General features: G+C 73.9%; 18 protein-coding genes, 2 pseudogenes and 1 riboswitch. Of the genes and pseudogenes, 14 read left to right on the top strand and 6 right to left on the bottom strand.

The features are described 5' to 3' along the window. Positions 1 to 49: 49 nt before the first annotated feature. Positions 50 to 173, bottom strand: a riboswitch (cobalamin riboswitch). Between the two features lie 71 nt (positions 174 to 244). The 3 genes from AB0K34_RS28350 to AB0K34_RS28340 are packed head-to-tail and all read left to right on the top strand — an operon-like array spanning position 245 to position 3,482. Then, positions 245 to 1,345: a precorrin-3B synthase gene (locus tag AB0K34_RS28350; protein WP_138635274.1), complete on the top strand. Its 1,101-nt coding sequence runs from the start codon at positions 245 to 247 to the stop codon at positions 1,343 to 1,345. Between the two features lie 29 nt (positions 1,346 to 1,374). Next, entirely contained in the window at positions 1,375 to 1,995 is a 621-nt protein-coding gene (locus AB0K34_RS28345) for a precorrin-8X methylmutase (protein WP_205719125.1), read from the top strand. Continuing rightward, positions 1,995 to 3,482, top strand: coding sequence for a precorrin-2 C(20)-methyltransferase (locus AB0K34_RS28340; RefSeq protein WP_138635272.1), 1,488 nt, complete (start codon positions 1,995 to 1,997; stop codon positions 3,480 to 3,482). Before AB0K34_RS28345 ends, AB0K34_RS28340 begins: the two co-directional genes overlap by 1 nt. On the opposite strand, the gene AB0K34_RS28335 is transcribed toward AB0K34_RS28340, so the two are convergent. From AB0K34_RS28335 to cbiE, 3 genes are read right to left on the bottom strand one after another with little or no spacing between them, the layout of a single operon-like run. After that, positions 3,473 to 4,207 carry a cobalt-precorrin-6A reductase gene (locus tag AB0K34_RS28335; protein ID WP_301176083.1) on the bottom strand — a complete coding sequence of 245 codons (735 nt, stop codon included), beginning with the start codon at positions 4,205 to 4,207 and terminating at the stop codon, positions 3,473 to 3,475. The genes AB0K34_RS28340 and AB0K34_RS28335 overlap by 10 nt on opposite strands. Continuing rightward, positions 4,192 to 4,947 carry a precorrin-4 C(11)-methyltransferase gene (gene cobM / locus AB0K34_RS28330; RefSeq protein ID WP_301176084.1) on the bottom strand — a complete coding sequence of 252 codons (756 nt, stop codon included), beginning with the start codon at positions 4,945 to 4,947 and terminating at the stop codon, positions 4,192 to 4,194. The genes AB0K34_RS28335 and cobM overlap by 16 nt, the downstream gene beginning before the upstream one ends. Then, positions 4,944 to 6,149 carry a precorrin-6y C5,15-methyltransferase (decarboxylating) subunit CbiE gene (cbiE, locus tag AB0K34_RS28325; protein WP_301176085.1) on the bottom strand — a complete coding sequence of 402 codons (1,206 nt, stop codon included), beginning with the start codon at positions 6,147 to 6,149 and terminating at the stop codon, positions 4,944 to 4,946. The genes cobM and cbiE overlap by 4 nt, the downstream gene beginning before the upstream one ends. A 73-nt stretch (positions 6,150 to 6,222) precedes the next feature. Here cbiE and cobF point away from each other — a divergent pair, with 73 nt between their 5' ends. The 5 genes from cobF (at position 6,223) to AB0K34_RS28300 (ending at position 10,397) form a co-directional block, all read left to right on the top strand. Beyond that, complete coding sequence (gene cobF, locus AB0K34_RS28320) at positions 6,223 to 6,978, top strand: precorrin-6A synthase (deacetylating) (protein WP_301176086.1); 756 nt, start codon at positions 6,223 to 6,225, stop codon at positions 6,976 to 6,978. 185 nt (positions 6,979 to 7,163) lie between these two features. After that, entirely contained in the window at positions 7,164 to 8,285 is a 1,122-nt protein-coding gene (locus AB0K34_RS28315) for a 5-methyltetrahydropteroyltriglutamate--homocysteine S-methyltransferase (RefSeq protein WP_301176087.1), read from the top strand. Positions 8,286 to 8,437: 152 nt separating this feature from the next. Then, positions 8,438 to 9,274 carry an undecaprenyl-diphosphate phosphatase gene (locus AB0K34_RS28310; RefSeq protein ID WP_138635266.1) on the top strand — a complete coding sequence of 279 codons (837 nt, stop codon included), beginning with the start codon at positions 8,438 to 8,440 and terminating at the stop codon, positions 9,272 to 9,274. Between the two features lie 67 nt (positions 9,275 to 9,341). Next, positions 9,342 to 10,085 carry a dienelactone hydrolase family protein gene (locus AB0K34_RS28305; RefSeq protein WP_138635265.1) on the top strand — a complete coding sequence of 248 codons (744 nt, stop codon included), beginning with the start codon at positions 9,342 to 9,344 and terminating at the stop codon, positions 10,083 to 10,085. Positions 10,086 to 10,112: 27 nt separating this feature from the next. Further along, positions 10,113 to 10,397: a DUF6295 family protein gene (locus AB0K34_RS28300; RefSeq protein WP_138635264.1), complete on the top strand. Its 285-nt coding sequence runs from the start codon at positions 10,113 to 10,115 to the stop codon at positions 10,395 to 10,397. 111 nt (positions 10,398 to 10,508) lie between these two features. Here the strand turns inward: AB0K34_RS28300 and AB0K34_RS28295 are convergent, their stop codons facing one another. From AB0K34_RS28295 to AB0K34_RS28285, 3 genes are all read right to left on the bottom strand, one after another. Further along, entirely contained in the window at positions 10,509 to 10,772 is a 264-nt protein-coding gene (locus AB0K34_RS28295; RefSeq protein ID WP_138635263.1) for a hypothetical protein, read from the bottom strand. Between the two features lie 29 nt (positions 10,773 to 10,801). After that, positions 10,802 to 11,248 (bottom strand): hypothetical protein, encoded by a 447-nt coding sequence (locus AB0K34_RS28290; RefSeq protein WP_138635262.1) that lies wholly within the window; start codon positions 11,246 to 11,248, stop codon positions 10,802 to 10,804. A gap of 124 nt (positions 11,249 to 11,372) precedes the next feature. Beyond that, positions 11,373 to 12,806, bottom strand: a complete 1,434-nt coding sequence (locus tag AB0K34_RS28285) for an amidohydrolase family protein (protein ID WP_301176088.1) — start codon at positions 12,804 to 12,806, stop codon at positions 11,373 to 11,375. A 215-nt stretch (positions 12,807 to 13,021) separates the two neighbouring features. Here AB0K34_RS28285 and AB0K34_RS28280 point away from each other — a divergent pair, with 215 nt between their 5' ends. The 6 genes and pseudogenes from AB0K34_RS28280 to AB0K34_RS28255 all read left to right on the top strand — a co-directional run. Next, entirely contained in the window at positions 13,022 to 14,218 is a 1,197-nt protein-coding gene (locus AB0K34_RS28280; RefSeq protein WP_301176089.1) for a CoA transferase, read from the top strand. Continuing rightward, positions 14,211 to 15,029 carry a citryl-CoA lyase gene (locus AB0K34_RS28275; RefSeq protein WP_364551972.1) on the top strand — a complete coding sequence of 273 codons (819 nt, stop codon included), beginning with the start codon at positions 14,211 to 14,213 and terminating at the stop codon, positions 15,027 to 15,029. Before AB0K34_RS28280 ends, AB0K34_RS28275 begins: the two co-directional genes overlap by 8 nt. Continuing rightward, a complete protein-coding gene (locus tag AB0K34_RS28270) occupies positions 15,022 to 15,885 on the top strand; it encodes an extradiol ring-cleavage dioxygenase (protein WP_301176091.1) in 864 nt (287 codons plus the stop codon). Before AB0K34_RS28275 ends, AB0K34_RS28270 begins: the two co-directional genes overlap by 8 nt. Positions 15,886 to 16,001: 116 nt before the next feature. Beyond that, positions 16,002 to 17,209 (top strand): annotated as a pseudogene (locus AB0K34_RS28265) (RNA-guided endonuclease TnpB family protein). A gap of 57 nt (positions 17,210 to 17,266) precedes the next feature. Beyond that, entirely contained in the window at positions 17,267 to 17,629 is a 363-nt protein-coding gene (locus tag AB0K34_RS28260; protein WP_301176092.1) for a hypothetical protein, read from the top strand. 4 nt (positions 17,630 to 17,633) lie between these two features. Beyond that, a pseudogene (locus AB0K34_RS28255) lies at positions 17,634 to 18,075 on the top strand (zinc-binding alcohol dehydrogenase family protein); the annotation flags it as partial.

Below are 18,075 nucleotides of genomic sequence, written 5' to 3'. Positions count from 1 at the left end.
CGTTCCTCCCCTGGGGTCCTCGCCCCGGTAGCGGGTGTCGCGACGGCAGGAGTCTCCTGGCTCCCGGATCGATGCTCGCCCCGGCCTTCCCGTCCGTGCGGACAGTGGCCTCAAGCGGGGTTCGCTCCCCGGTCACAGTGGCGGGACCGCGCCGGATTCACACCGGCTTCCTCCCATTGCCATCGCCTGGGGAGAAGAGTACGGCAGCGCGGCCCGCCCGCAAAGTGTGGTTAACATCCTCCCCGTGCCGATTGCCAGACCGCACGCCGACGCGTGCCCCGGTGCGCTGCGCACCCACGACGCCGCCGACGGATCGCTGGCGCGCGTCCGGGTGCCGGGCGGCGCGGTGTCGTCCGCGCAGCTCGGAGTGCTCGGCGCCGCCGCCCGCGAGCTGGGCCGCGACGTGATCGAACTCACCTCGCGCGGCAACGCGCAGCTGCGCGGCGTCCGCGATCCGGCGGCGCTCGCGGCGCGCCTGGAGGCGGCGGGGCTGCTGCCGTCGCCGTCCCACGAGCGGGTGCGCAACATCGTCGCGTCCCCGCTCGGCGGGCGCGGCCCGCGCGGTGTGCTGGTGACGGATCCGCTGGTCACGGCCCTCGACCGGGCGCTGTGCGCGAACCCGCGGCTGGCCGGTCTGCCGGGCCGCTTCCTGTTCGCGCTGGACGACGGCACCGGCGACGCCGCCGGCCTGGACGCCGACCTGACCTACGCGCCGGACGGCCTCCACATCGCCGGGACGCGGGTCTCCCTTCCGGCCGGTGACGCGGTCGCGCTGCTGGTCGCGGCTGCGGAGGGATTCCTCGACGTCCGGGGGGACGCGTGGCGGGTGGCGGAGGTGCCGGACGGCGCGCGGCTCATCGCCGGGCGGCTCGGCGCGAGCGCGGAAGAGCCCGGCGCGCCTCCTGAGCCCCGGCCGCCGCACGCCGGGGTCGTCCGGCAGCGGGACGGGCTCGTCGCGCTGGAGGTCGTGCCGCCGCTCGGGCGGATGTCGGGCGCGCAGGCCGAGGCGCTCGCCGGGGTCTCCGGCAGCGTGCGGATCACGCCGTGGCGGAGCGCCGTGCTGCGGGACCTGGCCTCCGGCGAGGCCGGAGAGGTCGCGGCGGTGCTGGCTGAGGCGGGTTTCGCGGTCGACGCCGCGTCGCCGTGGGTCGGCGTCACGGCCTGCACCGGGAGCCCCGGCTGCGCGAAGTCGCGCGGCGATGTGCTGGGCGCGGCGCGGCGGTGGGTCGCCGGGCTGGAGCGCGCACCCGAGACGCCCGTCCACTGGACGGGATGCGAGCGGCACTGCGGGACGCCCCGCGGTCCCGTCGTGTTGAGAACGGCCGAGTCGGCTGAGAACGGCTGAGTCGTGCTGAACATGCTTGAGGAGCAGCGGTGATGGAGTACGTCCGGGACGGCGCCGAGATCTACCGGCGGTCCTTCGCGACGATCCGCGCGGAGGCCGACCTGTCGGGCCTGCCGGACGACGTCGCGCGGGTCGCGGTGCGGATGATCCACGCCTGCGGGATGACCGACCTCGTCCGGGATCTGGGCTGGTCGCCGGGGGTGGTGGCGCGGGCGCGGGCGGCGCTGCTCGACGGCGCGCCGGTCCTGTGCGACGCGCGGATGGTCGCGTCCGGTATCACGCGCGCGCGGCTGCCGGCGGGCAACGACGTGGTGTGCGCGCTGGGCGAGCCGGAGGTGCCCGCGCTGGCGGAGCGGCTCGGCACCACGCGCAGCGCGGCGGCGCTCGACCTGTGGCTGGACCGGCTGGAGGGGTCGGTCGTGGCGATCGGCAACGCGCCGACCGCGCTGTTCCGGCTGCTGGAGCTGGTGGCGGCGGGCGCGGGGCGTCCGGCGGCGGTGCTCGGGATCCCGGTCGGGTTCATCGGCGCGGCCGAGTCGAAGGAGGCGCTCGCCGCGAGCGGGCTCGACCACCTGGTGGTGCGCGGGCGGCGCGGCGGCAGCGCGATGACGGCGGCGGCGGTCAACGCCATCGCCAGTGAGGCGGAGTGATGGCGGGACGGCTGTTCGGCGTGGGCGTCGGCCCCGGCGATCCGGAGCTGGTCACGGTGAAGGCGGCGCGGCTGATCGGCGAGGCGGACGTGGTCGCCTTCCACTGCGCGCGGCACGGCCGCAGCATCGCCCGGTCGGCGGCCGAACCCTACCTGCGGGACGGCCGGATCGAGGAGCAGCTCGTCTACCCGGTGACGACGGAGACGACCGCCCATCCGGGCGGCTACCAGGGCGCGCTCGACGACTTCTACGCCGACTGCGCCGCCCGCCTCGCCGCGCACCTCGACGCGGGCCGGACGGTCGTGGTGCTGAGCGAGGGCGACCCGCTGTTCTACGGGTCCTACATGCACCTGCACAAGCGGCTCGCTCCGCACTACCCGGCCGAGGTGGTGCCCGGCGTGACGTCGGTGAGCGCGGCGTCGGCGGCGGCCGGGCGTCCGCTGGCGGAGCGGGAGGAGACGCTGACCGTCCTGCCGGGGACGCTGCCCGGCGACGAGCTGGCCGAGCGGCTGCGCGCGGCGGACGCGGCGGCCGTGCTCAAGCTCGGCCGGACGTTCCCCAAGGTCAGGCAGGCTTTCGAGGACGCGGGCCGGCTCGGCGACGCCTGGTACGTCGAGCGGGCGTCCACCGGCCGGCAGCGGGTCGCGCCGCTCGCCGAGGTCGACCCGGCGGACGTCCCGTACATGTCGCTCGCCCTGCTGACGAGCCCGGCGGAGCGGTCGTTCGAGGCGCCGCCCCCGGCCCGGCCGGAGGGCCCCGGCGGGGTGTGGGTGGTCGGGCTCGGCCCGGCGGGACGGGCCTGGCTCACCCCGGAGGCGCAGGACGTACTCGCGTCCGCGACCGACCTCGTCGGCTACGGCCCCTACCTGGACCGGGTGCCGCCGAACCCGCGGCAGCGGCGGCACGCGTCCGGGAACCGGGTGGAGGCCGACCGGGCCCGGCACGCGCTGGCGCTCGCGCGGGACGGGGCGCGCGTCGCCGTCGTCTCGTCCGGCGACCCGGGCGTGTTCGCGATGGCGGCGGCGGTGCTGGAGGCGGCGGCCGACGACGCGTTCGCGGACGTGCCGGTGCAGGTCGTGCCGGGGCTGACGGCGGCGCAGGCCGTCGCGGCGCGGGCGGGCGCGCCGCTCGGCCACGACTTCTGCGTGCTGTCGCTGTCGGACATCCTCAAACCGTGGGACGCGATCGCGCGGCGGCTGTCCGCGGCGGCCGCGGCCGACCTGGTCGTGGCGCTCTACAACCCGTCGTCCAGTCGGCGCAGGCACCAGCTCCCGGCGGCGCGGGACCTGCTGCTGGAGCACCGCTCCCCCGAGACGCCGGTGGTGATCGGACGCGACGTCGGCGGCCCCGAGGAGAGCGTGGCGGTGACGACGCTCGGCAAGCTCGACCCGGAGCGGGTCGACATGCGCTGCCTGGTCATCGTGGGGTCGTCCACCACGCGGGTCACCGACAAGGGCGTGGTCTACACGCCGCGCCGCTACCCCTGAGCCCAGGCGGCGGCCGCCGCCACGTCGTGGGTCGTCCGGACGCCTTCGGGGGGCGGCGGCCGGTCGACCATGACGACCGGGATGCCCGCGTCTCGGGCGGCGGTGAGCTTCGCGCGGGTCATGGCGCCGCCGCTGTCCTTGGTGACCAGCACGGTCAGGCGGTGGGCGCCGATCAGCGCGCGCTCGCCGTCCACGGTGTAGGGGCCGCGCGCGAGCAGGACCTCCACGTTGGACGGGACGGGCGGCTCCGGCGGGTCCACCGACCGGGCGAGGAACCACGCGTCGGCGCGGGCGGCGAACACCGGGATGCTGCGGCGGCCCGTGGTGAGGAACGCGCGGGCTCCTGCGGGCAGGGCCTCGGCGGCGGCCGGCAGGGACGGGACGCGGTGCCAGTCGTCGCCGTCCCCTTCCGTCCAGCCGGGGCGGCGCAGCGCGAGCAGCGGCACGCCGGTCAGCCGGGACGCCCGCGCGGCGGAGGCGCTCATCCGCTCCGCGAACGGGTGCGTGGCGTCCACGAGGCGGTCGGTCCGGTGGTCGCGGAGCCAGGCGGCGAGCCCTTCGGCGCCGCCGAACCCGCCGACGTGCACCTCCCCCACCGGCAGGCGCGGGTCGGTGACGCGCCCGGCGAGGGACGACACGACACGGACGTCCGGGCGCGCGTCCGCCAGCGCGGCGGCGAGGGCGCGGGCCTCGGCGGTGCCGCCGAGGATCAGGACGCGCCGCACGCCCGGTCCCGGCCCGCGCTGTAGAGGTGGCTGTCGGGGAACGCCGACGCGGTCAGCACCCGGCCGACCACGATCACGGCGGTGCGCTTCACCCCGGCCTCCCGGACCAGCCCCGCGATGTCGGCGAGGGTGCCGCGCAGCACCAGCTCGTCCGCGCGGCTGGCGCGGGCGACGACCGCGACCGGGCAGTCCGCGCCGTAGTGCGGCCGCAGCTCGGCCGCGACCTCGTCGATGCGCTGGACGGCGAGGTGCAGCACCATCGTGGCGCCGCTCGCGCCGAGGGTCGCGAGGTCCTCGCCGGGCGGCATCGGGGTGGCGCGCACGGCGGTGCGGGTCAGGATGACGGTCTGCCCGACGCCGGGGACGGTCAGCTCCCGCCCGAGCGAGGCCGCCGCCGCCGCGAACGCCGGGACGCCGGGGACGACCTCGTACGGCACGCCCGCCGCGTCGAGCCGCCGCATCTGCTCGGCGACCGCGCTGAACACCGACGGGTCGCCGGAGTGCAGCCGGGCGACGTCCAGGCCGGCGCGGTGCGCGGCGGTCAGCTCGGCGGTGATCTCGTCGAGGGTCAGGTTCGCGGTGTCGACGCGGCGGGCGCCGGGCGGGCACGCGTCCAGCAGCTCGCGCGGCACCAGCGACCCCGCGTACAGGCACACCAGCGCCGACTCCAGCACCCGCAGGCCGCGCACGGTGATGAGGTCGGCGGCGCCGGGGCCGGCGCCGACGAAGTACACGGTCACAGGGTGTCCTTCCGGGCCGTCCAGACGGTGACGGGCATCGCGGGGCGCCAGCCGGTGAACCCGCCGAGCGGCGCGGCGCGCTCCACGCCGAGGCGGACCAGCTCCCCGCCGTGGGTGCGGCGGTACTCGGCCACCTTCACCTCCGATTCGAGGGTGACGGCGTTGGCGACGAGGCGGCCGCCGGGCTGGAGCGCGTCCCAGCAGCGGTCCAGCAGGCCGGGGGTGGTGAGGCCGCCGCCGATGAACACCGCGTCCGGTCGCGGGAGGCCGTCGAGGGCCTCCGGGGCGCGGCCCTCCACGACGCGGACGCCCGGCACGCCGAGGGCCTTGGCGTTGCGGCCGATCCGCTCCACCCGCTCGGGACGGCTCTCGACCGCGACGGCCGCGCAGGACGGGTGCGCCCGCGCCCACTCGATCGCGACGCTGCCCGACCCGGCGCCGACGTCCCACAGCAGCTCGCCCGGCAGCGGCGCGAGCCGCGCCAGCGTCACCGCCCGGACCTCGCTCTTGGTGATCTGCCCGTCGTGCTCGTAGGCGTCGTCGGGCAGGCCCGCGACGCGGGGCAGCGGCGCCGCGTCCGGCCCGGGCACGCACTCGACGGCGACGACGGTGAGCGCGGAGGCGGCCGGGCCGCTCCACTGGGAGGCGACGCCGTGCGCCGCCGCCTCGTCCGCGCCGCCGAGGTCGGACAGGACGGTCATCCGGCTCGGGCCGAAGCCGCGGCCGGTGAGCAGCGCCGCGACGACCATCGGCGCCTCCCGCCCGGCGCCGAGGACGAGCACGCGGCGGCCCGGCGCGACGAGCGCGTTCAGCGTCTCGGCGGGGCGGCCGACGAAGCTGACGACATCGGTACGGTCCAGCGGCCAGCCGAGCCGGGCGCACGCCAGCGACGCCGACGACGGATGCGGCAGCACCCGCAGCCGTCCGGGGCCGACCAGGTCCGCGAGCGTGGAGCCGATCCCGTAGAACATGGGGTCGCCGCTCGCCAGCACGGCGACGGCGCGTCCCGCGTACCGCTCGACCAGCCCGGGAAGCGCCGGGAGCAGCGGAGACGGCCACGCGACCCGCTCGGCGCCCCCGTCCGGGACGAGCCCGAGCTGCCGGGCGCCGCCGAGCAGGACGTCCGCCTCCCGCAGCGCCGCGCGCGAGACCTCCGGGAGCCCGTCCCAGCCGTCGGCGCCGACGCCCACGACGGTGATCACACGCTGGTCCACTGGCCCCCCGGCCGCTCGGGTGAAATGCGGCGACAAGTCTATAGCTGGCACTATTGGCCAGGTGAAGCGGCTTTTGATCATCGGCATCGGCGCGGGCGACCCGGACCACCTGACGTTCCAGGCGGCCAAGGCCATCGCCGCCGCCGACGTGTTCCTCCTCGTCGGCAAGGGCGAGGCCAAACACGACCTGGCCGGGCTGCGGCACGACCTCATCGCCGCGCACGGCCGCACCCCGTACCGGATCGTCGAGGCCCGCGACCCCGAGCGCGACCGCACCGCCGACGGCCCCGCCTACACCGCCGCCGTCGAGGACTGGCGGTCCCGCCGCGCCCGCATCTACGAGGACTTCGTCCGGGACGAGCTGGCCGACGGGCAGACCGGCGCGCTCCTCGTCTGGGGCGACCCCGGGATCTACGACAGCACCCTCGCCGCGCTGGCGGAGGTCGACGCCGAGTTCGAGACCGAGGTGATCCCCGGCATCAGCAGCGTGTCGGCGCTGACCGCCCGGCACCGGATCGGGCTGACGCGGGTGGGCCGCCCCGTCCACCTGACGACGGGCCGCCGCCTCGCCGCCGAGGGCGCCACCGCCGACGACGTCCTCGTCATGCTCGACGCGCACTGCTCCTTCACCGGCGCCGGCGACGACTTCCACATCTACTGGGGCGCCTACCTCGGCACGCCGGACGAGATCCTCATCTCCGGCCCGGTACGCGAGGTGGCCGACGAGATCCGCACCGCCCGCGCCGAGGCCCGCGCCCGCAAGGGCTGGATCATGGACACCTACCTCCTGCGCCGCGAACCCCCCGCTCACGACTGAACCGGCAGGGCTCGCACCACGCGGAGCCCATTTCCTCGCGCACCCCGTCAGCGAACTGTCTGACTACCGTCGTCGGTGGTGATGCGGAGCAGGTGGGGATGTATTCTCGGCAATTCATTGATCGCCGTTACAGACGTGCCTAGATTGGGCAGGACCACGTTCTTTCCCGTGGAAGGAGCACCGTCTTGTCTCTGCGCACCCTGCCCCCGTTCCGCGCCGACCACGTCGGCAGCCTGCTGCGTCCGCCGGAGTTGCTGGCGGCCCGGGGCGAGCACGCCGCCGGCCGCATCGACGACGCGGCGCTGGCCGCGGCCGAGGACGCCGCCATCCGCGACGTGGTCGCCATGCAGCGCGAGGCGGGGCTGCGGTCGGCGACCGACGGGGAGTTCCGCCGCACGTCGTGGCACATGGACTTCATCTACCGGCTCGGCGGGATCAGCCCGGCGGACGAGAAGATCAAGGTGCGGTTCCACGGCGACGCCGGGGACATCGAATTCACCACGGCGGCGCTGCGGGTGCACGGCAAGGTCCGGCTGGAGGAGACGATCTTCGCCGACCACTTCGCGTTCCTGCGGGACGCCGCCGGGGACGGGGTGACGCCGAAGCTGACGATCCCGTCGCCGAACATGGTCCACTACCGGGGCGGGCCCGCCGCGATCGACCCGGCGGTCTACCCCGACGTCGAGGAGTTCTGGTCCGACCTCGCCGCCGCGTACGCCGAGCAGGTGCGGCGGCTCGGCGAACTCGGGTGCCGGTACCTGCAGCTCGACGACACCAGCCTCGCCTACCTCAACGACCCGGCGCAGCGCGCCATGATCAGCGAGCGGGGCGACGACGCCGAGCACCTGCACCTGCGCTACATCCGGCAGATCAACGCCGCGCTGGCCGGGCGCCCCGAGGGGATGAACGTCACCACGCACATGTGCCGGGGCAACTTCCGCTCCTCCTGGACGGCCGAGGGCGGCTACGACTTCGTCGCCGAGGCGCTGTTCGGGGAACTGGACGTGGACGGCTTCTTCCTGGAGTACGACGACGCGAGGTCGGGCGGGTTCGAGCCGCTGCGGTTCGTCCCGCCGGGGAAGATGGTCGTGCTCGGGCTCGTCACCACCAAGCGCGGGGAGCTGGAGTCGAAGGACGACCTCAAGCGCCGCGTCGACGAGGCGGCGCGGTTCGTGCCGCTGGAGCAGATCTGCCTGTCGCCGCAGTGCGGTTTCTCCTCCACGGTCGAGGGGAACGTGCTGACCGCCGAGCAGCAGGCGGCGAAGCTGCGCCTCATCGCGGAGACCGCCGAGGAGATCTGGGGCTAGGCCGCCCGCGGTCCGCGGCGGCCGGCGCCTGACCTTTCGGTTAATGATGGGTGAAGTTATCTCCTTGAGCGCAGGTCGCGCCCGGCGCCCGGCGTAGCCTCGGTGCGGATCCCGCAGGGCCGGAGCGGGGACGGGGCTGGAGAGGAACGTCGTTGAGCGTCATCAATGTCGGGCAGGCGATCGTCCTCGGGATCGTGGAGGGCCTGACCGAGTTCCTCCCGGTGTCCTCGACCGGGCACCTGAAGATCACCGAGGGCCTGATGGGCATCCCGGTGGACGACAAGGCGGTCGTCGGCTTCACCGCCGTCATCCAGGTCGGCGCCATCGCGGCCGTGCTGGTGTACTTCTTCTCCGACATCGTCCGGATCGTGAAGGCGTGGGGCCGCGGCATCGTCGACCCGAACGCGCGGTACCACCACGACTACAAGTTCGGCTGGTGGGTCATCTTCGCCACCATCCCGGTGGTGGTCGTCGGCGTCGCCGCCAAGGACGCCATCGAGGGGCCGCTCGCCTCGCTGTGGGTGGTCGCCGGGTCGCTGCTCGGCGGGAGCGTCGTGATGTGGCTCGCCGACCGGCTCGGCCGGCACAAGCGCGGCGAGGACGACACCTCGTTCACCGACGCGATGCTGATCGGGTCGGCGCAGATCCTCGCCATGCTGTTCCCCGGCTTCTCCCGGTCCGGCGCGACGATGTCGGTCGGGCTGATGCTCGGCCTCGACCGGGTCGCCGCGACCCGGCTGTCGTTCTTCCTCGGCATCCCCGCGCTGACCGGCGCCGGCATCTACGAGCTGCCGTCCGCGCTCGGCACGTCGGTGGACGCGCTGCCGCTCGCCGTCGGCACGGTGGTGTCGTTCGTCGTCGCCTACGCGTCCATCGCCTGGCTGCTGCGCTTCGTCGCGCGGCACAGCTTCACGTCGTTCGTGGTCTACCGGATCGTCATCGGGCTGCTGCTGTTCGGGCTGCTCGGCGCCGGCACGTTGAACGCCTGAGGACCGCCCCGGATGGGGAAGACTGTCACGGTCCACGGACCGATATGAAAGTGGAGCACTGACAGTCATGAACGATGCGATGTGGGCCGGGACCGTCGCCTTCGGCGGGCACGACGGCGCCGAGCTGGAGGGGTACCTGGCGCGTCCGCTGAACGACGCCCCGCGCGGCGGCGTGGTGCTGATCCACCACCTGCCCGGGTACGACGCCGGGACGAAGGAGTTCGCCCGCACGTTCGCCGCGCACGGGTACGCGGCGGTCGTCCCGAACCTGTACTCGCGGGAGGGCGCCGGCGTCAGCCCGGACGACCAGGCCGCCGCCGCCCGCGCGAAGGGCGGCGTGCCGGACGAGCAGCTCGTCGGGGACGTCGCCGGCGCCGCCGCGTACCTGAACTCGCTGGAGCACGCCAACGGGCGGATCGGCGTGATCGGGCACTGCTCCGGCGGGCGGCAGGCGTTCCTCGCCGCCTGCTCGCTGGACATCGACGCCGCCGTCGACTGCTACGGCGCGTTCGTCGTCAGCGAGCCGCCGGCGGACGCCGGGCTGAAGATGACACCGCTGCTGTCGAAGGCGCCGGACCTGTCGTGCCCGCTGCTCGGCCTGTTCGGCGAGGACGACAAGGCCCCGCCGCCGGACGAGGTCGCCGTGCTGGACGCGGAGCTGACCAAGCTGGGCAAGGAGCACGAGTTCCACACCTATCCGGGCGCCGGGCACGCGTTCTTCGCCGTCGAGCGGCCCGCGTTCCGGCCCGCCGCCGCCAAGGACGGCTGGGAGAAGATCTTCGCGTTCTTCGGCCGCCACCTGGCCGCCTGACCACCCGACCGCCTGAGAGGAGACGCCATGTGCACCTACCAGACCTTCAAGGTCGAGCTCGACGGCGCGGCGAAGGGCGCGGCCGGCTGGTTCACGCTGACCGACGGCGCCGTCTACGTCGACCACCCGTACCACGCGTGCCACGAGCACACGGTGAACATCGACTTCACCAATCCGGGCGCCGGGCCGTCGGCGCGCGTCGCGGTCGAGCTGACCGAGGAGGCGGCGCTGGCGCTGGTGGCGGCGATCCAGCAGGCGCTCGCGGCCGCCCCGCCCGGTCTCGCGTCCGGGCGGGACTCCACGGCGGCCTGACGCTCCGCGGGCGGCGCGGCCCCTGTGTCGCGCCGCCCCCGCCGGTCCCTCCCCGGCATGGGCGCGGCGCGACTCGGCGATGTCGGTATCGACCGGGCGCGCTCCCGGAACTCATCGGTCCCCGGGAAGGATCACCTCCGCGGGGGCCGGGTCGGTGTGCAGGAGGCCGACCATGTCGGCGCGGCGGTCGAGCACGGCACGCTGGTTGACGTACCCCTTGTCGGTCAGCTCACCGTGGGCGAGTGAGGCCGGGTCGTCCAGGACGAGCAGCCGGACGATCCGCCGGGACGCCCCGGTCGCGCCCGCGTTCAGCCGGTGCAGCGCCGCGCGGACGTCGGCGCACGCCGCCGCCCTGGCCGGGTCCAGCCAGACCATCGCGCCGACGCCGGCGCTGTCATGCCCGGTCAGGACGGCGTCCGAAACGAGCCGACGCGGGCGAAGTGGTCGTCCACCGCGCCGGTCGGCTCGGTGGCGGCCCCCGCCTGGAAGGCGTCGCGGCCGGCGAGGGGCGTCCCGCCGGCCGCGTCCAGGGCGGTCGCGTAGGCGTCCGCGTCGTCGTGCTCGACGGAGTTGCCGGACAGGATCATCACGGGGCGGCCGGACGCGCCCCGGTCCAGCAGTGCCTGTGCGAGGCCGTCGGCCTTCCGCCGCGCCTCGCCGTAGCCGACGCGCCGCCACGCGCCGCGGTCCCGGTCGGCGACGAGGAGCCGGCCGGGACGCGCGGCGGCGGCGTCCCGGAAGAGGTGCACCATGCTCGCGGCAGGGGGGACGGGCGCGAGCGCGGACTCCAGGACGATCGAGCCGTCCGCGCGCCGGTCGGCGAGCGTCGTCGGTGCGGCGAACAGGTCCATCGGTCACCTCGGTTCGCGGCCGGCGTGCGGGGCGCGGGCGGCTCGGAGCCGTGCTCCGCGAAGTTATACAGTTTTTTGAAGGAGCGCCAAGAGAACGTCGAGCCCCTTCCGGCGGGCGCGCGGCTCACCGGGTGCGGGTGGCGTCGCTGCGGTAGTCCGTGTAGGTGTACGGGTTGTCGAGGATCTTGGTCTCGGGGACGTCGGGGTTCATGCCCGCCGCCCACGCCTCCTCGCCCATCGACCCGCGCAGGTACTCCACCGTCGCCTCGACCTCGCGGCGCGCGGCGGCCAGGTCGACGCCCACCAGCCGGTGGTCGTGCTTGACCACGCGCCCGTTCACCACGACGGTGTGGACGTCCCCGCGCTGCGCCTGGAACGCGACGTGCCCGTAGGGGTTGAGGACGGGGAACGACACCGGCGAGTGGTCGTTCTTGATCAGGACGACGTCGGCCTTCTTGCCGGGTTCGAGACTGCCGAGGTCGGCGCGGCCCAGCGTGCGGGCGCCGCCGCGGGTGGCCCAGTCCACGACCTGGTCGGCGCGCAGGCTGCAGTGGGTGACGGTGTCGCCGTTGCCGTGCGCCTCCAGGTGCATGCGGGAGCGGTCGGCGCCGAGCGTCGCGCGCATCGCGGAGAACAGGTCGCCGCTCCACCACACGCTCGTGTCCATCGACAGCGACACCGGGATGCCGTGCGAGCGCAGCGCCCAGGTGGGCGGGTAGCCCTGCCCGGCGCTCTGCTCGCTCTCCGTCGACACCGAGATGGAGCCGCCGGTGGCGGCGATGCGGTGGTAGGAGTCCGCGGACAGGGACGCGGCGTGCACGTACACCGTCTCGGGCGTCATGAACCCGTGGTCGTGCATCTGCTTGATGCCCTCGTCGCTGGTCGCGCCCCAGACGCCGGCGTGGGTGGTGACGGGGACGCCGAGGTCGCGGGCGGTCTCGAAGGCGGGCCGCTCCGGGAACGAGGGGTCGCCGAGCACGTCGAACGCGACCTGGAAGCCGAGCATGTCACCCCCGGCGAGCTTTCCCGCGAGGTCGCGGAACTCCGGCGTCGCGGTCCACTCGGCGGGCGGCGCCTGGATGTTGCCGTAGGCGAGGACGAACCGCCCGGGGACCGCGCGCAGCGCGTCCACGGCCGCGTCGGCGTGGCCGGGGGTCTGCAGGCCGTGCGACCAGTCGACGACCGTGGTGACCCCGGCGTCGATCGCCTCGATCGCCGCGAGCAGGTTCCCGGCGTGCACGTCCTCGGGCCGGAACCGCTTGCCGTGCTCCAGGTAGTACCAGACGAAGTACTGGGTCAGCGTCCAGTCGGCGCCGTAGCCGCGCATCGCGGTCTGCCACATGTGCCGGTGCGTGTCGATCATCCCGGGCATGACGACGCCGCCGGACGCGTCGATCTCGGCGGTGCCGTCCGGCACCGGGAGGCCGGGGCCGACCGCGGTGATCCGGTCGCCCTCGATGAGGACGTCGGCGCCGTCCAGGACCGCGCGTCCGTCGGTCATCGGCAGCACCGTGCCGCCGCGCAGCACCAGGGGGCGCCCCGGCTCGAACTCGCTCATCATCGCTCTCCTCGTCTTGGGGCCCGACCGCCGGGAGCTGCCACGGACCGATGTCCGCTCTACGGTCACACCTGCTGGGAGCCACTCTCGTCACCGCTAGTCAAAGTGTCAACCACTTGACCGCTACGGATGCGGGCATGCCAGAATCAAAGAGGCGGACGACTGTCCGTTGAACGGACGAGCACGGCGTGAACGCGAGAGAGCAAGGGAGCCGGATGACTGACGACACCGCGCGCGGCGGGCCGCTCTCGGGGGTGCTGGTGGCGGACTTCTCCCGGATCCTGGCGGGGCCCTACGCCACCATGCTGCTGGCCGACCTCGGCGCGGACGTGATCAAGGTCGAGGGGCCGGGCGGCGACGACACCCGCACCTGGACGCCGCCCGCGCGCGGCGACGCGGCGACCTACTACCTCGGCGTCAACCGCGGCAAGCGCTCGATCGCGCTCAACCTCCGCGCCCCGGAGGACGCCGCCGCGGCCCGCGAGCTGGCCCGCCGCGCCGACGTCCTGATCGAGAACTTCAAGCCCGGCGACCTCGCCCGCTTCGGCCTCGACTACGCCGCGGTCCGCGCCGCCAACCCCGGCATCGTCTACGGCTCGATCACCGGGTTCGGGTCGGGCGCCGGGCGGAAGGTCCCCGGCTACGACCTGATGGTGCAGGCGATCTCCGGGCTGATGAGCCTCACCGGCGACCCGGACGGCCCGCCGTACCGGGCGGGCATCTCGGTGTTCGACGTGATGGCGGGCAACCACGCGGCGATCGGCATCCTCGCGGCGCTGCGGCACCGGGACGCGACCGGCGAGGGCCAGCTCGTCGAGGTGAACCTGCTGTCGTCGGCGCTGACCGGGCTCGTCAACCACAGCTCCGCCTACGTCGCCGGCGGCACCGTCCCGTACCGGATGGGCAACGCGCACCCGAGCGTGTTCCCCTACGAGCCGCTGCCGACCGCCGACAACGACCTGATCGTCACGGCGGCGAACGACGGCCAGTTCCGCCGGCTCTGCGTCGTGCTCGGCATCCCGGAGGTCCCCGACGACCCGCGCTTCGCGACCAACGCCGACCGGACCGCCAACCGCGCCGAGCTGCGCCCGATCCTGGTGGAGCGGCTGAAGCGGCGCGGCGCGGTCGAGTGGTTCGAGCTGCTGGTGGACGCGGGCGTGCCGAGCGGGCCGATCAACACCATCGACGGCGGCTTCGCGATGGCCGAGCGGTTCGAGCTGGACCCGGTCGTGGTGGTCGGCGAGGGCGACCACGCGGTGCCGACGACCCGGCACCCGATCCGCTTCTCCCGGACGCCCGCGACCTACCGGCTCCCGCCGCCGGACCTGGACGAACACGGCGCCGAACTGCGTCAATGGCTGTCAGAGCCGCAGGGCGCGAACGGATCCGAGGGGGACGACGACCGTGGCTGACGCACCCGGGTACCCGACGGCGCTGGGCGCCTCCAGCCGGGAGACGATCACGCTGCTCGGCCACGACCTCGCCCGGGACGTGATGGGCGAGGTCGGGTTCGGCGAGCTGGCGTTCTGGCTGGCGGCGCAGCGGCGGCCCGCGCCCGGCGAGACGCGGGTCTTCGAGGCGGTCCTCGCCGCGCTCGCCGACCACGGCTTCACCCCGACCGCGATCGTCACCCGGCTGACGTACCTGTCGGCGCCCGACTCGGTGCAGGGCGCGCTCGCCGCCGGGCTGCTGGGCGGCGGGTCCCGCTTCCTCGGCGTCACCGAGGACACGGGCCGCTTCCTCCACGGCGTCCTGGCCTCGGTGGTGGGCGGCCTCCCGTCCGACGACGCCGGGTGGGACGCGCTCGCGCTGCGGACCCTCCAGGTGGAGCGGGAGGCGAAGCGGTTCGTCCCCGGCCTCGGCCACCACGTGCACAAGGACGGCGATCCCCGCACTCCCCGGCTGATGCAGATCGCCACCGAGGAGGGCCTGTTCGGCCCGCACCTGTCGCTGTTCGCCGCGATCGGCCGCGTCCACCCCGAGGTGCTCGGCAGGACGCTGCCGCTGAACGGGGCCGGCGTGTGCGGCGCCGCGCTCGCCGACCTCGGCCTGCCGCTGGAGCTGCTGCGCGGGTTCGCGCTGCTCGCCCGCACCGCCGGCCTCATCGGGCAGCTCGCCGAGGAGCTGCGCCGCCCCGTCGGCAACGAGATCTTCCTGTCGGTGGACCTCAACAACCGGTCCGTCGCCCCCGACCCCTACACCCCCGAGGACCGTCATGGCTGAACTGGTCGCTGTGATCGCTTCGACCCACCACCCCTTCTACCACCGCGCGAGCACCGCGACCGGCGAGGACCGCCCGGACTTCGCGGACGAGTGGGTCCGCAAGGTCGAGGCGTTCCGCGCGACGCTGACCAAGGCCCGCCCGGACGTCCTGGTGATGGTCGGCTCCGACCACTTCCACCAGCTGTGGCTGGACAACATGCCGCAGTTCCTCATCGGCAAGGCGCCGTTCTACGACGCCAACTGGTACAACGAGGAACGCGAGTTCGGGCTGCCGCGCATGCTGCTGAAGGGCCAGGAGGACCTGTCGGCCTACCTGCTGCGCGAGGGCATCGACGCGGGCTTCGACCTCGCGTTCTCCAACGAGCTGCGCATCGACCACTCGATCACGTGCCCGATCATCACGCTGCGCCCGCAGAACGACCTGCCGATCGTCCCCGTCTACACCAACATCTTCGCGCCGCCGCTGCCGCGGCCGAAGCGGTTCGTCCAGCTCGGGCGGACCATCCGGGAGCTGGTCGAGTCGTGGCCCGGGGATCGGCGCGTCGCGGTGATCGGCACCGGGCACCTGTCCCTGGAACTGGGCGGGCCGCGCCAGTTCGGCCCGCACGGCCCCGACCCGGAGTTCGACGCGAAGGCCGTCGAATGGATCTCCTCCGGCGACATCGAGGGCTGCCTGGCGGAGGTCACCCTCGACAGCCTGCACGCCCCCGGCAACGCCACCCACGGGTTCATGGACTTCATGCTGATGATGGGCGTCGCGGGCGAGGGCCGGAAGGCCGACTACGTCGACACCTACGACCTGTTCCACACGATGGAGGCGTACTTCACCTGGTACCCAGAAGCAGGCCCGAAATGAACTCCCATTCCATCATGAGCCGCCTGGTGCAGCCGAAACAGTCGGAGAACGAAGTCGAGCGACATGCCACTCCGGCATCCACCACACGCATCTTGCTTTTTTGTAAAGTGCCGGTCATGCGGACGGCGTACAAGTGCCGGGCCTACCCCGACCCTGAGCAGGCGGCCATGTTCGGCCGCACGTTCGGCTGCGTCCGTCTGGTCTGGAACAAGACACTTGCCGAACGCCGGCGCGCCTACCGCACCGACGGCAAGCGCACCTCCTACAAGGAGACCGACGCCGCGCTGACCATGTGGAAGAAGACCGAAGAGCTGGCGTTCCTAAGCGAGGTGTCGTCGGTCCCTCTGCAGCAGGCACTGCGGCACCAGCACGCCGCGTTCGCCAACTTCTACGCCGGACGCGCTCGCCACCCGCGATTCAAGTCGCGGCACTCCCGCCAGTCCGCGCATTACACCCGCTCGGCTTTTCGGATGAAGAACGCCGAGTTGTGGATGGCCAAGAGCACTGCGCCGCTTAAGTTCGTGTGGTCGTTCGACGATGTGGACCCGGCCACCCTCACCCCCACCATGGTGGTGATCTCGCGTGATCCGGACGGCCGCTGGTACGTGACCTTCGCTGCCGACATCGACACCCCCGAAGCCCTGCCCGCCGCCGGGCACGCCATCGGCATCGACCTGGGCGTAAAGGACTTCGCCGTCACCAGCGACGGGGACCGTGTCGCCAACCCCCCCGGCATCTGGAGCGCAAGGCCGCGAACCTGGCTCGGTACCAGCGGCGGATGGCCCGGAAGCAGCCCGGGTCGGTCAACCGCCGCAAGGCCAAGGAGAAGGTCGCCCGCGCCTGCCGCAAAGTCCGGAACGCCCGGCGAGACTTCCTACACCGCACCAGCACCGACCTCATCCGCCGGGCGGACGTGATCGTGATCGAGGACCTCGCGGTCGCCAACATGGTGCGCAACCGCAGCCTTGCCCGTGCCATCTCCGACTGCGGGTGGGGAGAGTTCCGCCGCCAGTTGGAGTACAAAGCCGAGCGTGCCGGGCGCACCCTGGTCGTGATCGACCGGTGGTACCCCTCGTCCAAGACCTGCTCGGCCTGCGGCCACCTGCTGGATGAGTTGAGCCTGTCGACCCGGCGCTGGACGTGTCCGGGCTGCCGCACCCGGCATGACCGGGACCACAACGCGGCCAAGAACATTCTTGCGGCTGGTCGAGTCGCAGCCGGAGGCGGCGCCTCCGGCGATGTCTGTGGAGCTGATGTCAGACGGCAGGGGTCCTCCCTTCCGCGGTCGGCCGCGAAGCAGAAACCCCTACAGCGCGAGCCGTAGGAGTCCCTCCCCGCGGGGAGGCGACGAAGTCAACTGGTATCCGAACGGAGCGGACGCGTGAGCAAGTACCTGCTGAACAAGTTCCTCTACACCGTCGACCGCGACCCCGTCCTCGTCGAGCGCTACCGGGAGGAGCCGGAGGCGACCGTGGCCTGGTGGGAGGAGGAGCAGGCCAACCGCATCATCAACTGCCACGGCGGCGAGTCGTCCACCTGGCTGCGGTTCGAGGACGACGAGCGGGCGGCGCTCGCCGGGCACGACTACCCGAAGCTGTTCGAGCTGGGCGCGCACCCGTTCCTGACGCTGACGCTGTTCATCGCGATGTTCGAGCGCGACCACGCCGAGCCGCTCGGCTTCCAGCTGGAGTACGCGCGGCGGCTCGGGCACTTCGCGCTCCCCTACCCCGACATCGCGACCTGAGCCGATGCGCGCCGCGGAGATCAGGGAGCCCGGCCGCCCGCCCGTCGTGGCGGACCGGACGCCTCCCGTGCCGGGGGACGGCGAGGTCCTGGTGGACGTCCTCGCCGCGCCCATCACGCCGCTCGACCTGCTGTGCGCGAGCGGGACGTCCTACTTCGGGACGCCCGCGACACCGTACGTGCCGGGCGTCCAGGGCGTCGGGACGTCCGGGGGCCGGACGGTCTGGTTCCCGTCCCCGGCCGGGATGGCGCCGGGCGACGGCAGCATGGCCGAGGTCGCGGCCGTCCCGGCGGCGTCGCTCGTCGAGCTGCCGGACGGCGCCGACCCCGTGCGGCTGGCGGCGCTCGGGCTGTCGGCCGTCGCCGCGCACATGGCGCTGACCTGGCGCGGCGAGCTCGCCGCCGGTGAGCAGGTCATCGTGCTCGGCGCGGGCGGGGTCGTCGGCC

The organism is Actinomadura sp. NPDC049382 (assembly GCF_040677125.1).
GTDB lineage: Bacteria > Actinomycetota > Actinomycetes > Streptosporangiales > Streptosporangiaceae > Spirillospora > Spirillospora geliboluensis.
Note: the sequence above shows the minus strand (reverse complement) of the source record. Positions and strands in the feature narration are given on the sequence as shown.